The sequence below is a fragment of the Streptomyces sp. NPDC014623 genome, from assembly GCF_043088245.1.
In the GTDB taxonomy this organism is placed as follows: Bacteria; Actinomycetota; Actinomycetes; order Streptomycetales; family Streptomycetaceae; genus Streptomyces.
Genome location: NZ_JBIBZU010000022.1, coordinates 27,513 through 41,604, shown reverse-complemented (window position 1 = coordinate 41,604; position 14,092 = coordinate 27,513). Strand labels below are relative to the sequence as shown.

11 protein-coding genes are annotated in these 14,092 nt (G+C 71.7%); 7 read left to right on the top strand and 4 right to left on the bottom strand.

Going from position 1 to position 14,092, the window contains the following annotated elements:
- The first annotated feature begins 7 nt into the window (after positions 1-7).
- Positions 8-517: a methylated-DNA--[protein]-cysteine S-methyltransferase gene (locus ACF1FZ_RS28765; protein WP_391776309.1), complete on the top strand. Its 510-nt coding sequence runs from the start codon at positions 8-10 to the stop codon at positions 515-517.
- A gap of 230 nt (positions 518-747) precedes the next feature.
- Here ACF1FZ_RS28765 and ACF1FZ_RS28760 read toward each other — a convergent pair whose 3' ends face one another.
- From ACF1FZ_RS28760 to ACF1FZ_RS28745, 4 genes are all read right to left on the bottom strand, one after another.
- Positions 748-1,668, bottom strand: a complete 921-nt coding sequence (locus ACF1FZ_RS28760; protein WP_391776308.1) for a class I SAM-dependent methyltransferase — start codon at positions 1,666-1,668, stop codon at positions 748-750.
- A gap of 93 nt (positions 1,669-1,761) precedes the next feature.
- A complete protein-coding gene (locus tag ACF1FZ_RS28755) occupies positions 1,762-2,856 on the bottom strand; it encodes an NAD(P)-dependent alcohol dehydrogenase (protein ID WP_391776307.1) in 1,095 nt (364 codons plus the stop codon).
- A 2-nt stretch (positions 2,857-2,858) separates the two neighbouring features.
- On the bottom strand, positions 2,859-4,262 hold the full coding sequence (locus tag ACF1FZ_RS28750; protein ID WP_391776306.1) for an aldehyde dehydrogenase family protein: 1,404 nt from the start codon (positions 4,260-4,262) through the stop codon (positions 2,859-2,861).
- 9 nt (positions 4,263-4,271) lie between these two features.
- Positions 4,272-5,027 (bottom strand): (5-formylfuran-3-yl)methyl phosphate synthase, encoded by a 756-nt coding sequence (locus ACF1FZ_RS28745; RefSeq protein WP_391776305.1) that lies wholly within the window; start codon positions 5,025-5,027, stop codon positions 4,272-4,274.
- 359 nt (positions 5,028-5,386) lie between these two features.
- Here ACF1FZ_RS28745 and ACF1FZ_RS28740 point away from each other — a divergent pair, with 359 nt between their 5' ends.
- The 6 genes from ACF1FZ_RS28740 (at position 5,387) to ACF1FZ_RS28715 (ending at position 13,875) form a co-directional block, all read left to right on the top strand.
- Positions 5,387-5,890 (top strand): hypothetical protein, encoded by a 504-nt coding sequence (locus ACF1FZ_RS28740; RefSeq protein ID WP_391776304.1) that lies wholly within the window; start codon positions 5,387-5,389, stop codon positions 5,888-5,890.
- Positions 5,890-7,281 (top strand): hypothetical protein, encoded by a 1,392-nt coding sequence (locus ACF1FZ_RS28735; protein ID WP_391776303.1) that lies wholly within the window; start codon positions 5,890-5,892, stop codon positions 7,279-7,281. The genes ACF1FZ_RS28740 and ACF1FZ_RS28735 overlap by 1 nt, the downstream gene beginning before the upstream one ends.
- Complete coding sequence (locus ACF1FZ_RS28730; protein ID WP_391776302.1) at positions 7,278-8,720, top strand: VWA domain-containing protein; 1,443 nt, start codon at positions 7,278-7,280, stop codon at positions 8,718-8,720. The genes ACF1FZ_RS28735 and ACF1FZ_RS28730 overlap by 4 nt, the downstream gene beginning before the upstream one ends.
- Positions 8,721-8,816: 96 nt before the next feature.
- Complete coding sequence (locus tag ACF1FZ_RS28725; protein WP_325745069.1) at positions 8,817-9,929, top strand: AAA family ATPase; 1,113 nt, start codon at positions 8,817-8,819, stop codon at positions 9,927-9,929.
- Positions 9,926-12,724, top strand: coding sequence for a hypothetical protein (locus ACF1FZ_RS28720; RefSeq protein WP_391776301.1), 2,799 nt, complete (start codon positions 9,926-9,928; stop codon positions 12,722-12,724). The genes ACF1FZ_RS28725 and ACF1FZ_RS28720 overlap by 4 nt, the downstream gene beginning before the upstream one ends.
- Before the next feature lie 932 nt (positions 12,725-13,656).
- On the top strand, positions 13,657-13,875 hold the full coding sequence (locus ACF1FZ_RS28715; RefSeq protein ID WP_391776300.1) for an MbtH family protein: 219 nt from the start codon (positions 13,657-13,659) through the stop codon (positions 13,873-13,875).
- The last annotated feature ends 217 nt before the right edge of the window (positions 13,876-14,092 follow it).

Genomic DNA, 14,092 nt, shown 5'->3' with positions numbered 1-14,092 from the left:
CCCGACCATGACACTCTGCACCACGATCGACAGCCCGCTCGGTGAACTGCTGCTGGTGGGCGAGGAGTCGGCCACCGCCCAGGGCGGTACCGCCCTCGCCTCGCTCTCCGTACCGGGCCAGAAGGGCGGCGCGGCGGTCCAGGAGGGCTGGACGGAGAACGCAGAGGCCTTCTCCGTGATCGCCGCCGAACTGCGCGCGTACTTCGAGGGCAGCCGCACGGGCTTCGGCATCGAGTACGCCCCCCGCCGGGGCACCGACTTCCAGCGGCGCGTATGGCAGGCCCTGGAGGACATCCCCTACGGCACCACGCTCACCTACGGCGAGATCGCCGCGCGGATCGGCGCCCCGCGCGCGGCGGTGCGCTCGGTCGGCACCGCGATCGGCGCCAACCCGCTGCTGGTCGTACGCCCCTGCCACCGCGTGATCGGCGCCGGTGGCGCCCTGACCGGTTACTCGGGCGGCCTCGACCGCAAGCAGAAGCTCCTGGACCTGGAGACCCGGCACCGGACGGCCTGACCGCCGCGTCCTCCACGGCCCGTCGCCGTACGGGCCCGCTCGGGCCGGCGTCCGGCTGTCCATGGCGCCGGACGCCGGAGACGGCCCTGCGGACCAGCGGCTCGGCCTCCCGCCGCACCTGGGCGCCGACCGGCCCCGTCAGGGCGCCGTCGCCCACCCGCCGCCCCCGGTGCTCCGCTCCCTGCCCGGCCCGGCGGTCACCCTGGTCCGCCGGACCGGGCCGGAGCCGCTCACCGGCCGGGACGCCGGGGCTTGTTCGCGAACACCCACCGGTTGCCCGCGAGCGCGTCGTTCCGCTCGGGCAGCGGGCCGCGCCCGAGCCGACGGGTGAAGTCGAAGGGGGTGTGGACCGAGGTGGACCAGCCCTTGTCCGCCAGGTCGCCTGCGGAGTCAGGGCGTGGCTCCCCGTCGAACAGGTCGAGCAGGTCGATGCCGAGCTGTTGTTTCGTCGAGGTGTAGAGCGGGCTGTCCCGGTATTCCAGCAGGTCCTTCTCCAGCTTCACCTCGAACGCCAGCGCGCTCCCGCCCGCGCTCAGCCGGTCCACGGTGCCGATGAGGCGGGTCTCGGCGGCGGCAGGCAGATAGAACAGCAGTCCCTCGGCCAGCCAGACACTCGGTGCGGCCGGGTCGAAGCCGGCGTCGGTCAGCGCTCCGGTCCAGTCGGCGCGCAGATCGGCGGGGATCGCCACACGCGCCGCCTTCGGGCCGGCGGACCGGCTGCCGAGCACCCTGTGCTTGAAGGCCAGCACGCCTTCCCTGTCGATCTCGAAGATCACACAGCCGGGAGGCCAGTCGAGCCGGTACGCCCGTGAATCCAGCCCCGCCCCGAACAGGACGACCTGGCGGGCTCCGCCCGTGTGCACCGACTCGAGGACGAAGTCGTCCAGGACCCGGGTCCGCAGACCGAAGTAGCGCGCGAAACGCCCCCACAGCGGGTTCGCGTTCCCGTCCGGGACCTGTTGTATGCGGACCGGCCAGCCCGCGGACGCCGGGGCGGCGAGCACGAAGTGCTCGGCGAAGGGGTCCTGCGCCAGACTGTCGGGGCGGTGGGTCTCGATGGCCCGTGCTGCGGCGACCAGGAGAGCGGTCAGACCGACACCCCCTTCTTCCAGGCCTCCCACGCCGGTGTTCCGATGTGCTGTGTCGGCCATGTGCACTCCTCGGTGCGAGTAAGGACCATGAGCGTGCTCGATGTGCCGTCGCGGCCGGACGGGCGGGAGCGGAGCCGGGCTCCCCGCCCGGCCTCATCCCCCCGGGATCAGGACGGGTTTGACCACGACGCCCGCTTCGCAGTCGCGTTCGGCCTCGTTGATGTCGGCCAGCGGGTATCTGCGGATCAGCTGGTCGAAGGGGAAACGCCCCGCCTGCCACAGTGCGGTCAGCCGCGGGATCAGCAGTCCCGGCACCGCGTCCCCCTCGCAGATGTGAGAGATCCTCCGGCCCCGGTCCAGCGCCCCCGGCTGAAGCGGGAGCGTGGTGCGGAGCCGTGCGACCAGGCCGAGGTGGCCGGTCGGACGGAGGGACCGGAGCGCGTCGTCGATCAGCTCGGCGGAGCCCGTGGTGTCCAGCGCGTACTGTGCGCCGCCGTCGGTCAGCTGCCGGATGCGGTGGGGCAGGCCGCCCGATGCCGCGTCCAGCGGGATCGCACGGAACCGCTCGGCGAGGGCGAGCCGTTCGGGGTGCCGGTCGACGGCCACGGTCACCGCGCCGGCGGCGGTGGCCGCCATCACCGCGGCCAGGCCGACCGCCCCCGCGCCGAAGACGGCGAGGGTGTCGCCGGGACCGGCGCGGAAGGAGTTGAAGACCGCTCCGGCACCGGTGAGGAAGCCGCACCCGAGGGGCCCGAGCAACTCGACGGGCAATGAGGGATCGACCCGGACGGCGTTACGGGCCGGGACCATCGCGTACTCGGCGAACGAGGACTGACCGAACCAGCGGGGGGCCAGGGTGCCCCCGGCCGCGTCGGTGAACCGTGCCGCGTTCTCCTCGCGACCTCCGAAGAGGTTGAGCGAGGCGAAGGAGTCGCAGTAGGCGGGGGCCGCGCTCATGCAGCTCCGGCAGTGCCCGCAGGAGTCGAAGCTCAGCACGACATGGTCACCGGCTCGCAGGCCGGTGTGCGGGCCGCCCGTGTCCACGACGAGTCCGGCGCCCTCGTGGCCGAGCACCGCCGGGAGCGGTGTGCGGCCCGCCGAACGCCGCACCGCGAGATCGGTCCGGCACATCCCGCAGCCCGCGATCCTGACGAGGATCTCCCCGTCGGCGGGCCCCGCGTCCAGGACGACCTCCTCGACGGCGAACCGGTTCTCGTACGAGCGCAGCACCGCCGCACCGAACCTCATCGTCACACCTCCTTCGGACGGTGCACCACGAAAGGCCTGAGGTTCCCGTAGAACCCCCACGGGCCGCCCGCGACGCCGACACCGCTTTCCTTGACGCCCGCGAAGGGCTGGGCGAGGGAGAGTTCGGCGTGGTGGTTGATCCAGGCCGTACCGCACTCCAGCCGGCCGGCGACCGCCTCCGCCCGGTCGAGGTCGGTCCCCCACACGGAACCGCCCAGCCCGAAAGCGGTGCCGTTGGCCGCCGCGACGGCTTCGTCGAGGTTCCCGTACGGCAGCACCGGCAGGACGGGGCCGAATTGCTCCTCCGTCACCACCGGGCTGTGGGGCGGGACATCCACCAGGACCGTGGGGGCGAAGAAGTAGCCCGGCCGGTCCAGCCGGTGGCCGCCGGCCACCGCCCGGGCGCCGGCCGCCATGGCCCGGGCCGTGCAGCGCTCGACCCGGGCCAGCTGGGGGGCGTTGCTGACCGGCCCCAGCTCGGAGCCCGGGTCGAGCCCGGGTCCGACGACCGCGGTCCTCGCGCGGTGGGCGAGGGCTTCGACCACCTGGGAGTGGAGCCGTGCCGGGGCGTAGACGCGCTTGACCGCCATGCAGACCTGCCCGCAGTTGCGGAACGCCGCCCAGAAAAGCCGGTCGGCGATGCGTTCCACGTCCACGTCCTCCAGCAGGATGGCGGCGTCGTTCCCGCCCAGTTCCAGGGTGACCCGGGCGAGCGAGGCCGCCGCGCCCTTCGCGACGGCCCGCCCGGTGGGAACCGAGCCGGTGAACGTCACGTGGCGGAACCCCGGATGGGATGCCAGGCGGGCACCGAGCGGTTCGCGACCGGTGACGATCGTCAGTACGCCGTCCGGGAGGGCGGCGGACATGACGGCCCCCAGCAGCCTTGTGGCGAGAGGTGTGAACGGGGAAGGCTTGAGCACCATCGTGTTGCCGGCGGCCAGAGCGGGCGCGAACTTCGCCGACGCGAGTTGGAGGGGGAAGTTCCACGGGACGATCGCGGCGACGGGCCCGAGCGGGCGCCAGCGGATCTCGCTGTGCACCGGCCGGCCGTCCGTGATCGGCAGGGATTCCGGGGCCAGTTCGGCGAAGTAGCGCAGCCGGGCCGCCGTGCGGGCGATCTCCGCGTACGACTCGGACAGGGGTTTGCCCTGCTCACGGGTGAGCAGCGGAGCGAGATCACCCCCGGCCGCCTCGACGGCGTCGGCTGCCGCGAGCAGAGCTCCGGTGCGGGCGGCGGGATCGGCCCGCCAGCCGCGCCAGGCTTCGTGGGCCCGGTCGACGACGGCGTCCAGGTCGTCCGGCCGCAGGCCGGGAGCCTCGTCGAAGGCCTCACCCGTCGCCGGATCGAGCACGGGGACGAACTCGCCGCGGGACCCGGCCTCGCGGCTGAGCTGGGATGCCGGCATGCCTGGCGGTCAGCTCGCGGCGGCCACGGCCGCCGCGTGTTCCCCGGCGTGCCGGTCCATCTCCGCGCGGAAGGCGGCCACCAGATGCGGCTGGATTCTTCCCGCATCGCGGTCACCCCCCTCGCAGACCGCCCCGCGCACTCCCACGATGTCCGTGCCGATACGGGTCAGCACGCCGAGGTCCGCCGCCTTGACACTGCCCGCGAGGGCGGCGAGCAGCCCCGCCTCGTGGGCCAGCCGGACGAACTGCGCGCAGACGTCGGGCGGTACGTGGTCGAACAGCCGTGTCCCGTCCTTGACGGCCGTGTCGAGCATGGCCGCGTCGGAGCCGGAGCGGTGGGCGATGTCGGGCAGCGCGAGCGGGTTGACGCACCCGATCCGGTGGGCGTCGGCGTAACCCGAGGCGACGACGAACGCGTCCGGCCGGTAGTCCTTCACCGCCCGGACGACCCCCCGCATGACCTCGACGGCCTGCTCCGGCGTCGTGCATCCGTAGAGGCCGACCTTGATGTACGTGGCTCCGGAGACAGCTGCGCCGAGGGCGGCCTGGGCCACTGTTCCGGGCTTGTACGGAACGTCCCCCACGGTGGCGGAGACGGGTTTGTCCGCGGGGACCGCAGCGCGGATGTCCCTGATGACCCAGGGGAAGTTCGCGCCGAGCGAGCCCTCGTCGGGCTTTTTGACATCGACGATGTCGAGGTGTTCGGCCGCCTTCGCGCAGTCGAGGGCTTCCTGGACGCCGTCCGGGGAGACGAGGAGCAGCAACGTGGGTTCCTTTCACCGTACGGGCGCCTGCCGGCGGGCAGGAACGCGGAGTTCTCCGGAGCACGTGTGGTCCGCTCATCCTCGCTGCGGCACACGACCGTCGGCAGGGCGTGCGGGGTACCGCACGGGTCATTGCCGCGGTGTGTGCACGCCCCTCCCGGCGCGCCGCCCACGCCGGTCCGGGCCACTCCGGGAGCGCCCGGGCCCACGGGCGGGAGGGCGCCTTCGCCTGCCCTCTTCGAGCCTCACGGGCTCTCTTCACGGCCGGTCACGGCATTGTCAGTGGGCGCCAGTAAGTTCAGTCGTGTTCCGCCGGTCCGGCGGGGACGACCCCTTAGCTGTGCATTGGAGATGGCGCGTTGTCGGATTGGGAGAGGTCGAGCACGGCACGGGTGACACCACCCGCGCGGCCGCGCAAACTGGCCAAGGTTCCGTTCGTCGAGCTGGCCGACGGACGTCTGCAGGGCGTGGTGTCCAGCGGTTCGGACATCGGGCGGGTCTACGTGTCGTCCGTCGCGGCGGGGACCTACGCGTTCGCCTGCAGCACCAACAACAACCGGCCCTGCGGCGGTGCGCGCGGATCGTTCTGCAACCACATCGGCGCCCTGATCAACGAGTCGGTCCTGCAGTACGGCGCCGAGCGCGTCGCCCGGTACCTCAAGGCCGAGGTCCCGGAAGGAACGACGGACGGGGCCGGCCTCGCCTCGGCCATGAGGAGCACCCGTCCGCAGGCGGACGGGACGAAGGCCGCCGCCTCCGTCTTCAGCCGCTTCCTGCGTCACCTCGCCTACCTCGAACACCCCCCGGTCACCACGCCGCTGCCCGAGATGCAGTTCTTCCCGCCGACCAGGGCGGTGGCGTGATGCGCGCCGACCTCCTCGCGGGACCCGTCGACGGACTGGACGAGGCACTGGAGGCCGTCGACGCCTTCGACCAGGCACTCGTCGCGGGGCTGCTCCGGTCCCAGCCCACCGGGGCCGCCGGCCCGGCACGGCTCGCCGACGCGGTGACGGGGACCCCGCTGGCAGCCAGGGCCGCCGAGGCCGCCGCGAAAGCGGCGGCCGGAGCAGCGGACGAGGACCACTTCGTGGCCCTGGCCGCCGCGCGGACCGCGCTGCTCGGCTCCGTCCACGACGCGCTGCTGGCCCGTGTCGAGGAGGCGGCCGGCCGTTCGCGCGGTGTGACGGCCGTACCCCCGGCCGGCGGGCAGCCGGCGGCGAATCTGCTGACGGCCGCCCGTGCCTGGCTCTGCGACCTGGCGCGCTGCGGATGGCAGGGCATCGACCACGAGGTGGTCTCCGGGGCGGCGGAGGTCGTCTCCGCGATGCTTCCCGAGCCGTCGCTGCGCCGCCTCGCGACCCTCCTCGACGGCTTCGCCGCCGAGCTCGCCGCGTCCTGCCCCGGTGCCTCGGCCGAACGCTTCCCGGTACGCCGCTGGGCCGACCTCTGGTCGCGGGGGATGCTGCTGACGGTGCCCGGCGCGTCCGGCACGTCCGTCGCCGGGACCGTCGACGGACGCCTGCTGCCCCTCGGCGTCGACCTACAGGAGCACGCGACCGCCGCGCAGGCGCAGGTGCACGCGGTGTTCGAGCCCGCGGACGGCTCCGGGCCCCGCCTCGTGCGTGCCGGTGTGTCGGTGCCGAAGCCCGACACGGTCGTCGGAGCCGGGATCTGGCAGTTGCTGCGCCCGCACATGTCGCTCCTCGCGGCTGCGGGCGAGGGCCGCTCGATGAACCTCACCGGTATGCCGGTCACCGCCGGGGGCGACCTCGTCTGGAACGACGAGCACGCACGCCCCGGTGAGCCGGCCGGGGCGTTCGCCACGGCCCGCGTGGCACTGCCCGCCGCGACCACGGCGGTGACCGCGCCCCTGGACCGGCATCCGGCGGGCATCGCCGTACCCGTCTTCCTGGAGGGCTACACCGCTCGCACGGACGACGACGGTGTACTGACCTTCACCGTCGCGGGGTTCGACCTGGTCGTCGACACCGACCGCATCCCGGCCGCCGGGCCGCTCACCCCCGAGGCCGTCGCCAGGTCCGGTGCGTGCATCGCGCTGGTCCGCTGGGACGCCGGGGCGTTCGGCCTGCAGCCGCTCGCGGTGGAGACCACGGTGCGGAAGAAGGTGACGGCGGTGCACGCGGGGGCGTGGGCCGGGGGGACGGCGGACAAGGCCGGGGTCAGGGCGGAGAAGGCCGCCACCGACGCCGCGAAGGTGCTGAGCGAGCGCGCGGGAAGGCTGCTGCGTAAATGACCGGACAGCAGAATTCCAGGACGGTCGGCGACACCTCGCACGACAACCGCCGCCAGGTCATGTACTGGCGCCTCCTGGCCCGGCTCTTCGACCACGAGGAGCAGGCGGCCCTGGAGTCGGCGAGCCTCGCCGTGGTGGAGGACATCGGGCTGCCGGCCGCCCTGCTGGACCCGCAGGCGTCGGTCGACTCCGTGGTGCAGCGGCACCCCGGGCTGGCCGCCGAGTTCGACGGCCTGATGGTGCCGGAGGCGTCGGCGGACACCGACGACGGTGAGGCGGAAGAAGGGACAGCCGGCGACATCCGTGACCGGGCCGCCGAGGTGCGGCGCGCCGCACTCGTGTCGAAGGTGCTGCTGAACGTCTTCCACTCGCCTCCCGGTACCGTCACCGCCGGTCAGCTGTCCCGGTGGCAGTCCGACGCGGGCTGGCTCGAGCGCGCCCTCGGCTGTGGACCCGGGGAGCTGCGCGGCGGACGAGCCGGAGGGGCGGGCGTCAGCCCGGGCGGTACGGGCGGCGGCGGCAGGACCCCGGACCTGAGCCGGCTCATCCCGGAGATCGGCCCCGAGCTCGGCTCCATCGAGGCCGGACTCGTCAAGCGGATGCGACTGCGCGAAGTGCTCGCCGACCCGCAGCTCGCCGGGCAGCTCACGCCCAGCATGTCGCTGATCGAACAGCTGCTGCGCGACAAGGACAACCTGTCCGGTGTCGCCCTGGCCAACGCCAAGGCCCTCATCCGCCGCTTCGTCGACGAGGTCGCCGAGGTGCTGCGCACACAGGTGGAGAAGTCGACCGTCGGTGCCCTGGACCGTTCGGTCCCGCCCAAGCGGGTCTTCCGCAACCTGGATCTCGACCGCACGATCTGGAAGAACCTCACCAACTGGAGCCCCGAAGAGGAACGGCTCTACGTCGACCGGCTCTTCTACCGCCACACCGCGCGCAGGACGACACCCCAGCGGCTGATCGTGGTCGTGGACCAGTCGGGTTCGATGGTCGACTCGATGGTCAACTGCACCATCCTGGCCTCGATCTTCGCGGGCCTGCCCAAGGTGGACGTCCATCTCATCGCGTACGACACCCAGGCGCTCGACCTCACCCCGTGGGTGCACGACCCGTTCGAGACCCTGCTGCGGACCAACCTCGGGGGAGGCACCGACGGCACGGTCGCCATGGCACTGGCCCAGCCGAAGATCGCGGAACCCCGCAACACCGTCGTGGTGTGGATCTCGGACTTCTACGAATGGCAGACCGAACCACTGTTCGAGAGCATGGCCGCCATCCACCGCTCCGGGGCGAAGTTCATCCCGGTCGGCTCCGTGACCAGCTCCGGCCGCGCCAGCGTCAACCCGTGGTTCCGGGAGCGCTTCAAGGACCAGGGGACCCCGGTGCTCTCCGGCCACATCCGCAAGCTCGTCCACGAGCTCAAGACCTTCCTCACCTGAGGCCCGGCGCCTGAGGCCCCACGGCCTGGAACCCCACGGCCTGGGGCCCGACGCCCCGGTGCAGCCGAACCCGAAACACCAGAAAGGCTTACAGACATGTCCGACCTGTTGCGTGCCCCTGCCGAGATCAAGTACGCCGAGGAGCTCGACTGGCTGGAGTCGGTCGACGACGGCCCCAAGCCGTTCTCCTGGCGCCTGTCGCCGAAGATGGTCCGCCTGTTCATCCTGGGATCCGAGCGCTCCGACGGCCTCGACCGGGAGATCTCCCAGAAGTGGTACGGCGACCGCAGCTTCGTCGAACGCTCCATCGTCACGCTGGCCTCCGACCGGGGGCTGCTGCTGATCGGCGACCCGGGTACGGGCAAGAGCTGGCTGGCCGAGCTGCTGTCCGCCGCCATCTCCCGTAACTCCACCCTCGTGGTCCAGGGCACGGCCGGCACCACCGAGGACCACATCAAGTACTCCTGGAACGTGTCCATGGTGATCTCCAAGGGACAGTCGCGGGAGTCGATGATCCCCTCACCGATCATGACCGCGATGGAGACGGGGGCGATCGGCCGTTTCGAGGAGCTCACACGCTCCACCAGCGATGTCCAGGACGCGCTGATCTCGATCCTGTCGGAGAAGTACATCTCGGTACCGGAGATGGACAGCGACAACATCGTCTTCGCCAAGCCGGGCTTCTCCGTCATCGCCACCGCCAACAGCCGCGACCGCGGCGTCAACGACCTCTCCTCCGCACTCAAGCGCCGCTTCAACTTCGTGCGCATCCCGGTGGTGACGAACAAGAAGAGCGAGGCGGAGATCGTCCGCTTCCGCACCGAGGAACTGCTGCGCCGCCATCAGATAGAGCTGGACGTGCCGCCGACGCTGCTGGACGTGCTGCTGCAGAGTTTCGCCGATCTGCGGGCCTCCGCCGCCGCGGCCGGCAGCGACGACGAGAAGCTGGAGTCCGCGCTGTCGAGCGCCGAGCAGATCGGCGTACTGGAGGACGCGATCCTGCACAGCAACTTCTTCGGCGAGAGCGCGCTGACCGCCCGCACCCTCGCCTCCTCGCTCGTCGGGTCGCTCGCACGGCGCGAGCCGGAGGACCTGGCCATCCTCAACAAGTACCTGCACGGCGTCGTCGAGCCGCGCAGCAAGGAGGAGGGCGGCTCCTGGCCGGAGTTCCTGGAGGGCGGCCGCGACGCGATCGCCACCCTGTCGTGAGCGCCCCGGGCGAAGGGACGCCCTTCGAAGCGTTGCGAGGACAACTCCAGGAAGCAGCAACGGAGTTCGCCGATGGGCCGGACGCTCTGCAAGGCATACTCCTCGGCATCGTCGACGACGTCGACCGGGCTGTGCGTGAGCCCCTGGAGATCTTCCCCGTCTGCCACCACTCGCCCGCGTCGGCGGTCGCGATGGCACGGCGTCTGCGGGAGAAGCAGCCCAAGGTGGTCTATCTGGAGCTGTGCGAGGACATGGCGCCCCTTCTGCCGGAGCTGCGCAACTGCCGGCTGCCGGTGGCCGTCCAGGCGTTCGCGAGCGAGGTCGAGGGCTTCCCCGCGGAATGGGCACCGCTCTCGGTCGTCGCTCCGATCACCGAGGCGTCGGCCGAGTACCAGGCCATCGCCTACGCCCTGGACACCCCGGGCGTCGAGCTGGTCCTCGTCGACCGCTCCTCGGACCACGTGTTCCAGTGGCAGGCCGGCGCACCGGAGCCCTCGGGCCCCGACGTGCCGCCCGCCGAGGAGGAGGCGGCGCTGCACGGCGATGCCGTAGGGGTGGAGATCGGAGACCTGCGGCCCCGCTTCGCCGAACTGGAGGAGCACCTCCTGCACCACGGTCGCGTGCGGCACTGGTCGGAGTGGTGGCACCAGTACGTCGAACTGCCGCTCGGCGACAGCGACCACGACACCTACCGCCAGGTCATGCTCCTGATCGGCAGCCTCTTCCGCAGGCTGGCCCCCGGGGACACGGACCGGGTCCGGGTGGACGAGGACCGTGAGCGTCACATGTGGACCCGGATGCGCGAGCACCTCGCCGCGACCGGTACGGACCCCGAGGACTGCCTCTACGTCTGTGGCGCCTTCCACGCGTCCAGCAGGGTCGCGGAGTTCGGCGTCCACGGCAGCGACACCTTCGAGATCACTCCGCCGAGCGGGAGCACCTGGCAGTACGGCCTGATCCCGTCCAGCCACGCGGCGATCGAGGCGCAGTTCGGCCTCGCCGCCGGATCCGTGTCGATAGCCGCCACCCAGTGGGCGAAGAACCTCAGGCGTACCCGGGTGCAGCCGTTCCGGCTCGCGGGACAGGCGGGCGTCAAGAAGACGGCGAAACCGAGGAGGGCCGCCGCGCCGGCCGGCCCCGTGGCGCCGGACGTCCCCTCCGACAAGCTCTCGGGCTTCCTGCAGAGCCCGCCCGCCCTGGACCGGCTGGACGAGGCCGAACTCCTCGGCTGGTCCGTGGAGATCGTGCGCTCCGCCCGCCGCAACGGCTACCTCGCCTCCACCGCCGACGCCATCGCGGTGTTCGAGACGTCGATCCTGCTGGCCGGGATGCGGGACCGCGCCAGGCCCACCCCGTACGACTTCCAGGACGCGGCCGTCACCTGTATCGAGAAGGAAGCCGTGCCGGGCAGGCGCGACGTCCGCCGGCTCGTGGAGATCCTGATGGGCGGCGACCGGATCGGCCAGGTCGGCTACGACGCACTGCCGCCGCTGGCCCGCGACGTGCACGACCGCCTCGCCCCGCTGAACCTCAAGCTCCAGCAGCGCGGGGTGCAGCGAGCCCTGCTGGACATGACCGCCCGGCCGGAACTGCGGCAGTGCTCCGACGTGCTGTGGATGCTGCGCCACCTGATGCCCCACGGCGCGGCGCGGCCGATCATGGGCGAGCGGGAGCTCGGGAAGCAGTCGGTCCAGGAGTCCTGGGACCTGGCGCTGGGCACCCACCAGCGGGCGCTCGTCGAGCTCGGTTACGAGGGCGTCAGCATCGAACAGGTCCTGGAACAGCGCCTGCGCCGCGTCGCGTACGCCCCGGGCGCCACCACGGCGCAGGTCCTCGGAGCCGTCGAGGACGCCGTGCTGCATCTGCGCAGCGGTCGTCTCGCCGACGAGCTGGGCACCCGCGCCCTGGAGGTGCTGGCCACCGAGCGCAGCGTCGACGGAGCACCGGAGGTGCTGCGCAGGGTGCGCCGGCTCCTGGCCTACTACCGGATCAGCCGGCCGGTGCTGCCGACGTGGATCGAGTCGTTCGCCAAAACGGGATACGCGCACTACTGCACGCTCCTTCCGACGGCGTTCACCGACGAGGACGCGACCGTCCGACAGGTCGCCGCGATGCTGGGGTTCCTGTTCAGCATGGAGAGCCTGGCCCTGTCGCTCGGCTGCGACCGGGCCCAGCTGGATCTGGCCTTCGCGCAGTCGCACCCGCAGGAGCCGTCCAGGGTCGCGCTGCTCTGGGCGGCCCAGGTGCAGCTCGGCCGGCTCTCCCGGACCGAGCTGAGGGAGCGGTGCGACGAACTGCTGGACAACCCGCTGGTGGTACCCGCCTACCCGCGCTACCTCAGCGGGTTCCTGCACGCACTGGAACCGGTGCCGCAGTTGGCCGGCTTCGTCGTGGAGGCTGTCTCGAACGCGTTCGCCCGGCTGCCCGACCCGGTACTGCTGCCCTGGCTGCCGAAGCTGATCACCACCCTGCGGTCCGAGGGAGCCGACCTGGCACCCCTGCTGATCCGCGAGGCCGGACGCGTCTTTCCCGGCCGCCTCGCGGCGCTGGACACCTGGGTCCCGCCGTGGCGGGCCGCCCCGGAACAGCCGGCTGCCCCTGCGGTGACCGGCGGCGGCACGGCTCGCCGTGCGGCACTGCTCGCCGCCCACCCGGAGACGTGCGACAGCCTGGCGGAACTGCTGGGCTGTGAGGGCGTGTGGGAGACGGGGGCGCCGGGACCGGCCGGCGCGATGCTCGTCGGCCGCCACCCGGAGACGGCGGTGGCACTGGAGGCACTGCTGGCGGGAGCCTGACGGACGGGGGCGACGGCCCGCGCGTGCCGCCGGTGCGGTGCGCGGGCCGTCGCCCCGCCGGGAGGGCACCCTTGACCGTCCCGGCAGGGGCCGTCGCTGTTCATGTCCGTACGCGTGCGGCTGTCCCCGTCCGCGCGGACACTTCGGCGGGAGCCGAACGACCGGCTGGACAGCGTCCCGAGCGCACCGCGCGGGACACCTGCGCGGAGGAACAGCGAGGACGGCCCATGCCGGGGAGAGAGCTGGAACGGGACCTCGCCGAGCGCTTCCGTGAGGTCAACGGGGACCACCCGATGACCGGAGCGGACGACGCCTACGCGGACAAGTAGTTCGTGGTCCCTGGAGGACCTGTACGCCGTCCGGGACCGCGATGCGCGCACGCTTCCCGCGCCCCTGACAACTCCCGGCGCACCGATCCGCCCGCGCCCGGCCGGCTCGTCCGGTGGCCGGTCGGGTGGGGGCGCATACCCGGCGCATGGGAGCTTGGGGTGATCTCCGTGCGTAACAGGAGTACGCGGGCGTACGCGGGCGGCTATCCGAAAAGGCATGGCCCAAATCAAGTTCTACCTACACTATTAGGACATCGAGTGGCTGGATATTTCTCCCCGAAGTCAGCTGGCATATACCCAGGGCGTGTGCCTCTCGGATCCGAAGATTCAGTACTCGCGAGTAATCAGGCGAATATGCGTCGTTCGTTGTCCCGGGTCCTCTAATGTGATTGGCGTGCGGGTGAACTCGGGTTACCCCCGGTTCGGTCACGGGTTTCCTTGTGGTGTACGGAGGTGCGGCGCACCTCCGCAAACCGTCTGACCGGGATCGTGCCGCGGGGTTGGGGGCTCGATGACATGCTGCGGAGAAGTGGCCGGAACGGCATGCCCGCGCGTAACTGACGAACATGTCGTGGAAAGAGCGAGAACGGGTGGGGGACGGCTGTGACCAATCCTTTCGATGACGAATCGGGACGGTTCGTGGCGCTGGTGAACGATGAGGGCCAGTATTCGCTGTGGCCCACACATGTCGGGATTCCGGGCGGCTGGCGCGCCTGTGGGCCGGAGGGGTCGCGGCAGGAATGCCTGGACGCGATCGAAGGTGCCTGGACCGACATGCGGCCCGCCGGTCTGGTGCGGGCGACGAGCGCCGACGCGCAGTAGGCCGACGGCCGGGCCGTCGAGGGTGCGTCCCCAGGGTGAACGGCATCTCCGTACTCCGACCTGATCAATTTCATTCTTTTTTGATCAAAATTGATCAACTTGGAACGGATGGCCGTCACTTCTCGCACCTACATGCTCATGTCGTCTCTCTACGGCGTTCATGGCATTCATAAAACATCGATGAGTCACATCGAGGCCGCCCTCGGTGTGGGAGGAC

Coding starts and splice junctions, on each gene's coding strand:
- ACF1FZ_RS28730 (WP_391776302.1), top strand. CDS start 7,278: ATGACCGGACAGCAGAATTCCAGGACGGTCGGCGACACCTCGCACGAC.
- ACF1FZ_RS28765 (WP_391776309.1), top strand. CDS start 8: ATGACACTCTGCACCACGATCGACAGCCCGCTCGGTGAACTGCTGCTG.
- ACF1FZ_RS28735 (WP_391776303.1), top strand. CDS start 5,890: ATGCGCGCCGACCTCCTCGCGGGACCCGTCGACGGACTGGACGAGGCA.
- ACF1FZ_RS28725 (WP_325745069.1), top strand. CDS start 8,817: ATGTCCGACCTGTTGCGTGCCCCTGCCGAGATCAAGTACGCCGAGGAG.
- ACF1FZ_RS28755 (WP_391776307.1), bottom strand. CDS start 2,856: ATGAGGTTCGGTGCGGCGGTGCTGCGCTCGTACGAGAACCGGTTCGCC.
- ACF1FZ_RS28760 (WP_391776308.1), bottom strand. CDS start 1,668: ATGGCCGACACAGCACATCGGAACACCGGCGTGGGAGGCCTGGAAGAA.
- ACF1FZ_RS28750 (WP_391776306.1), bottom strand. CDS start 4,262: ATGCCGGCATCCCAGCTCAGCCGCGAGGCCGGGTCCCGCGGCGAGTTC.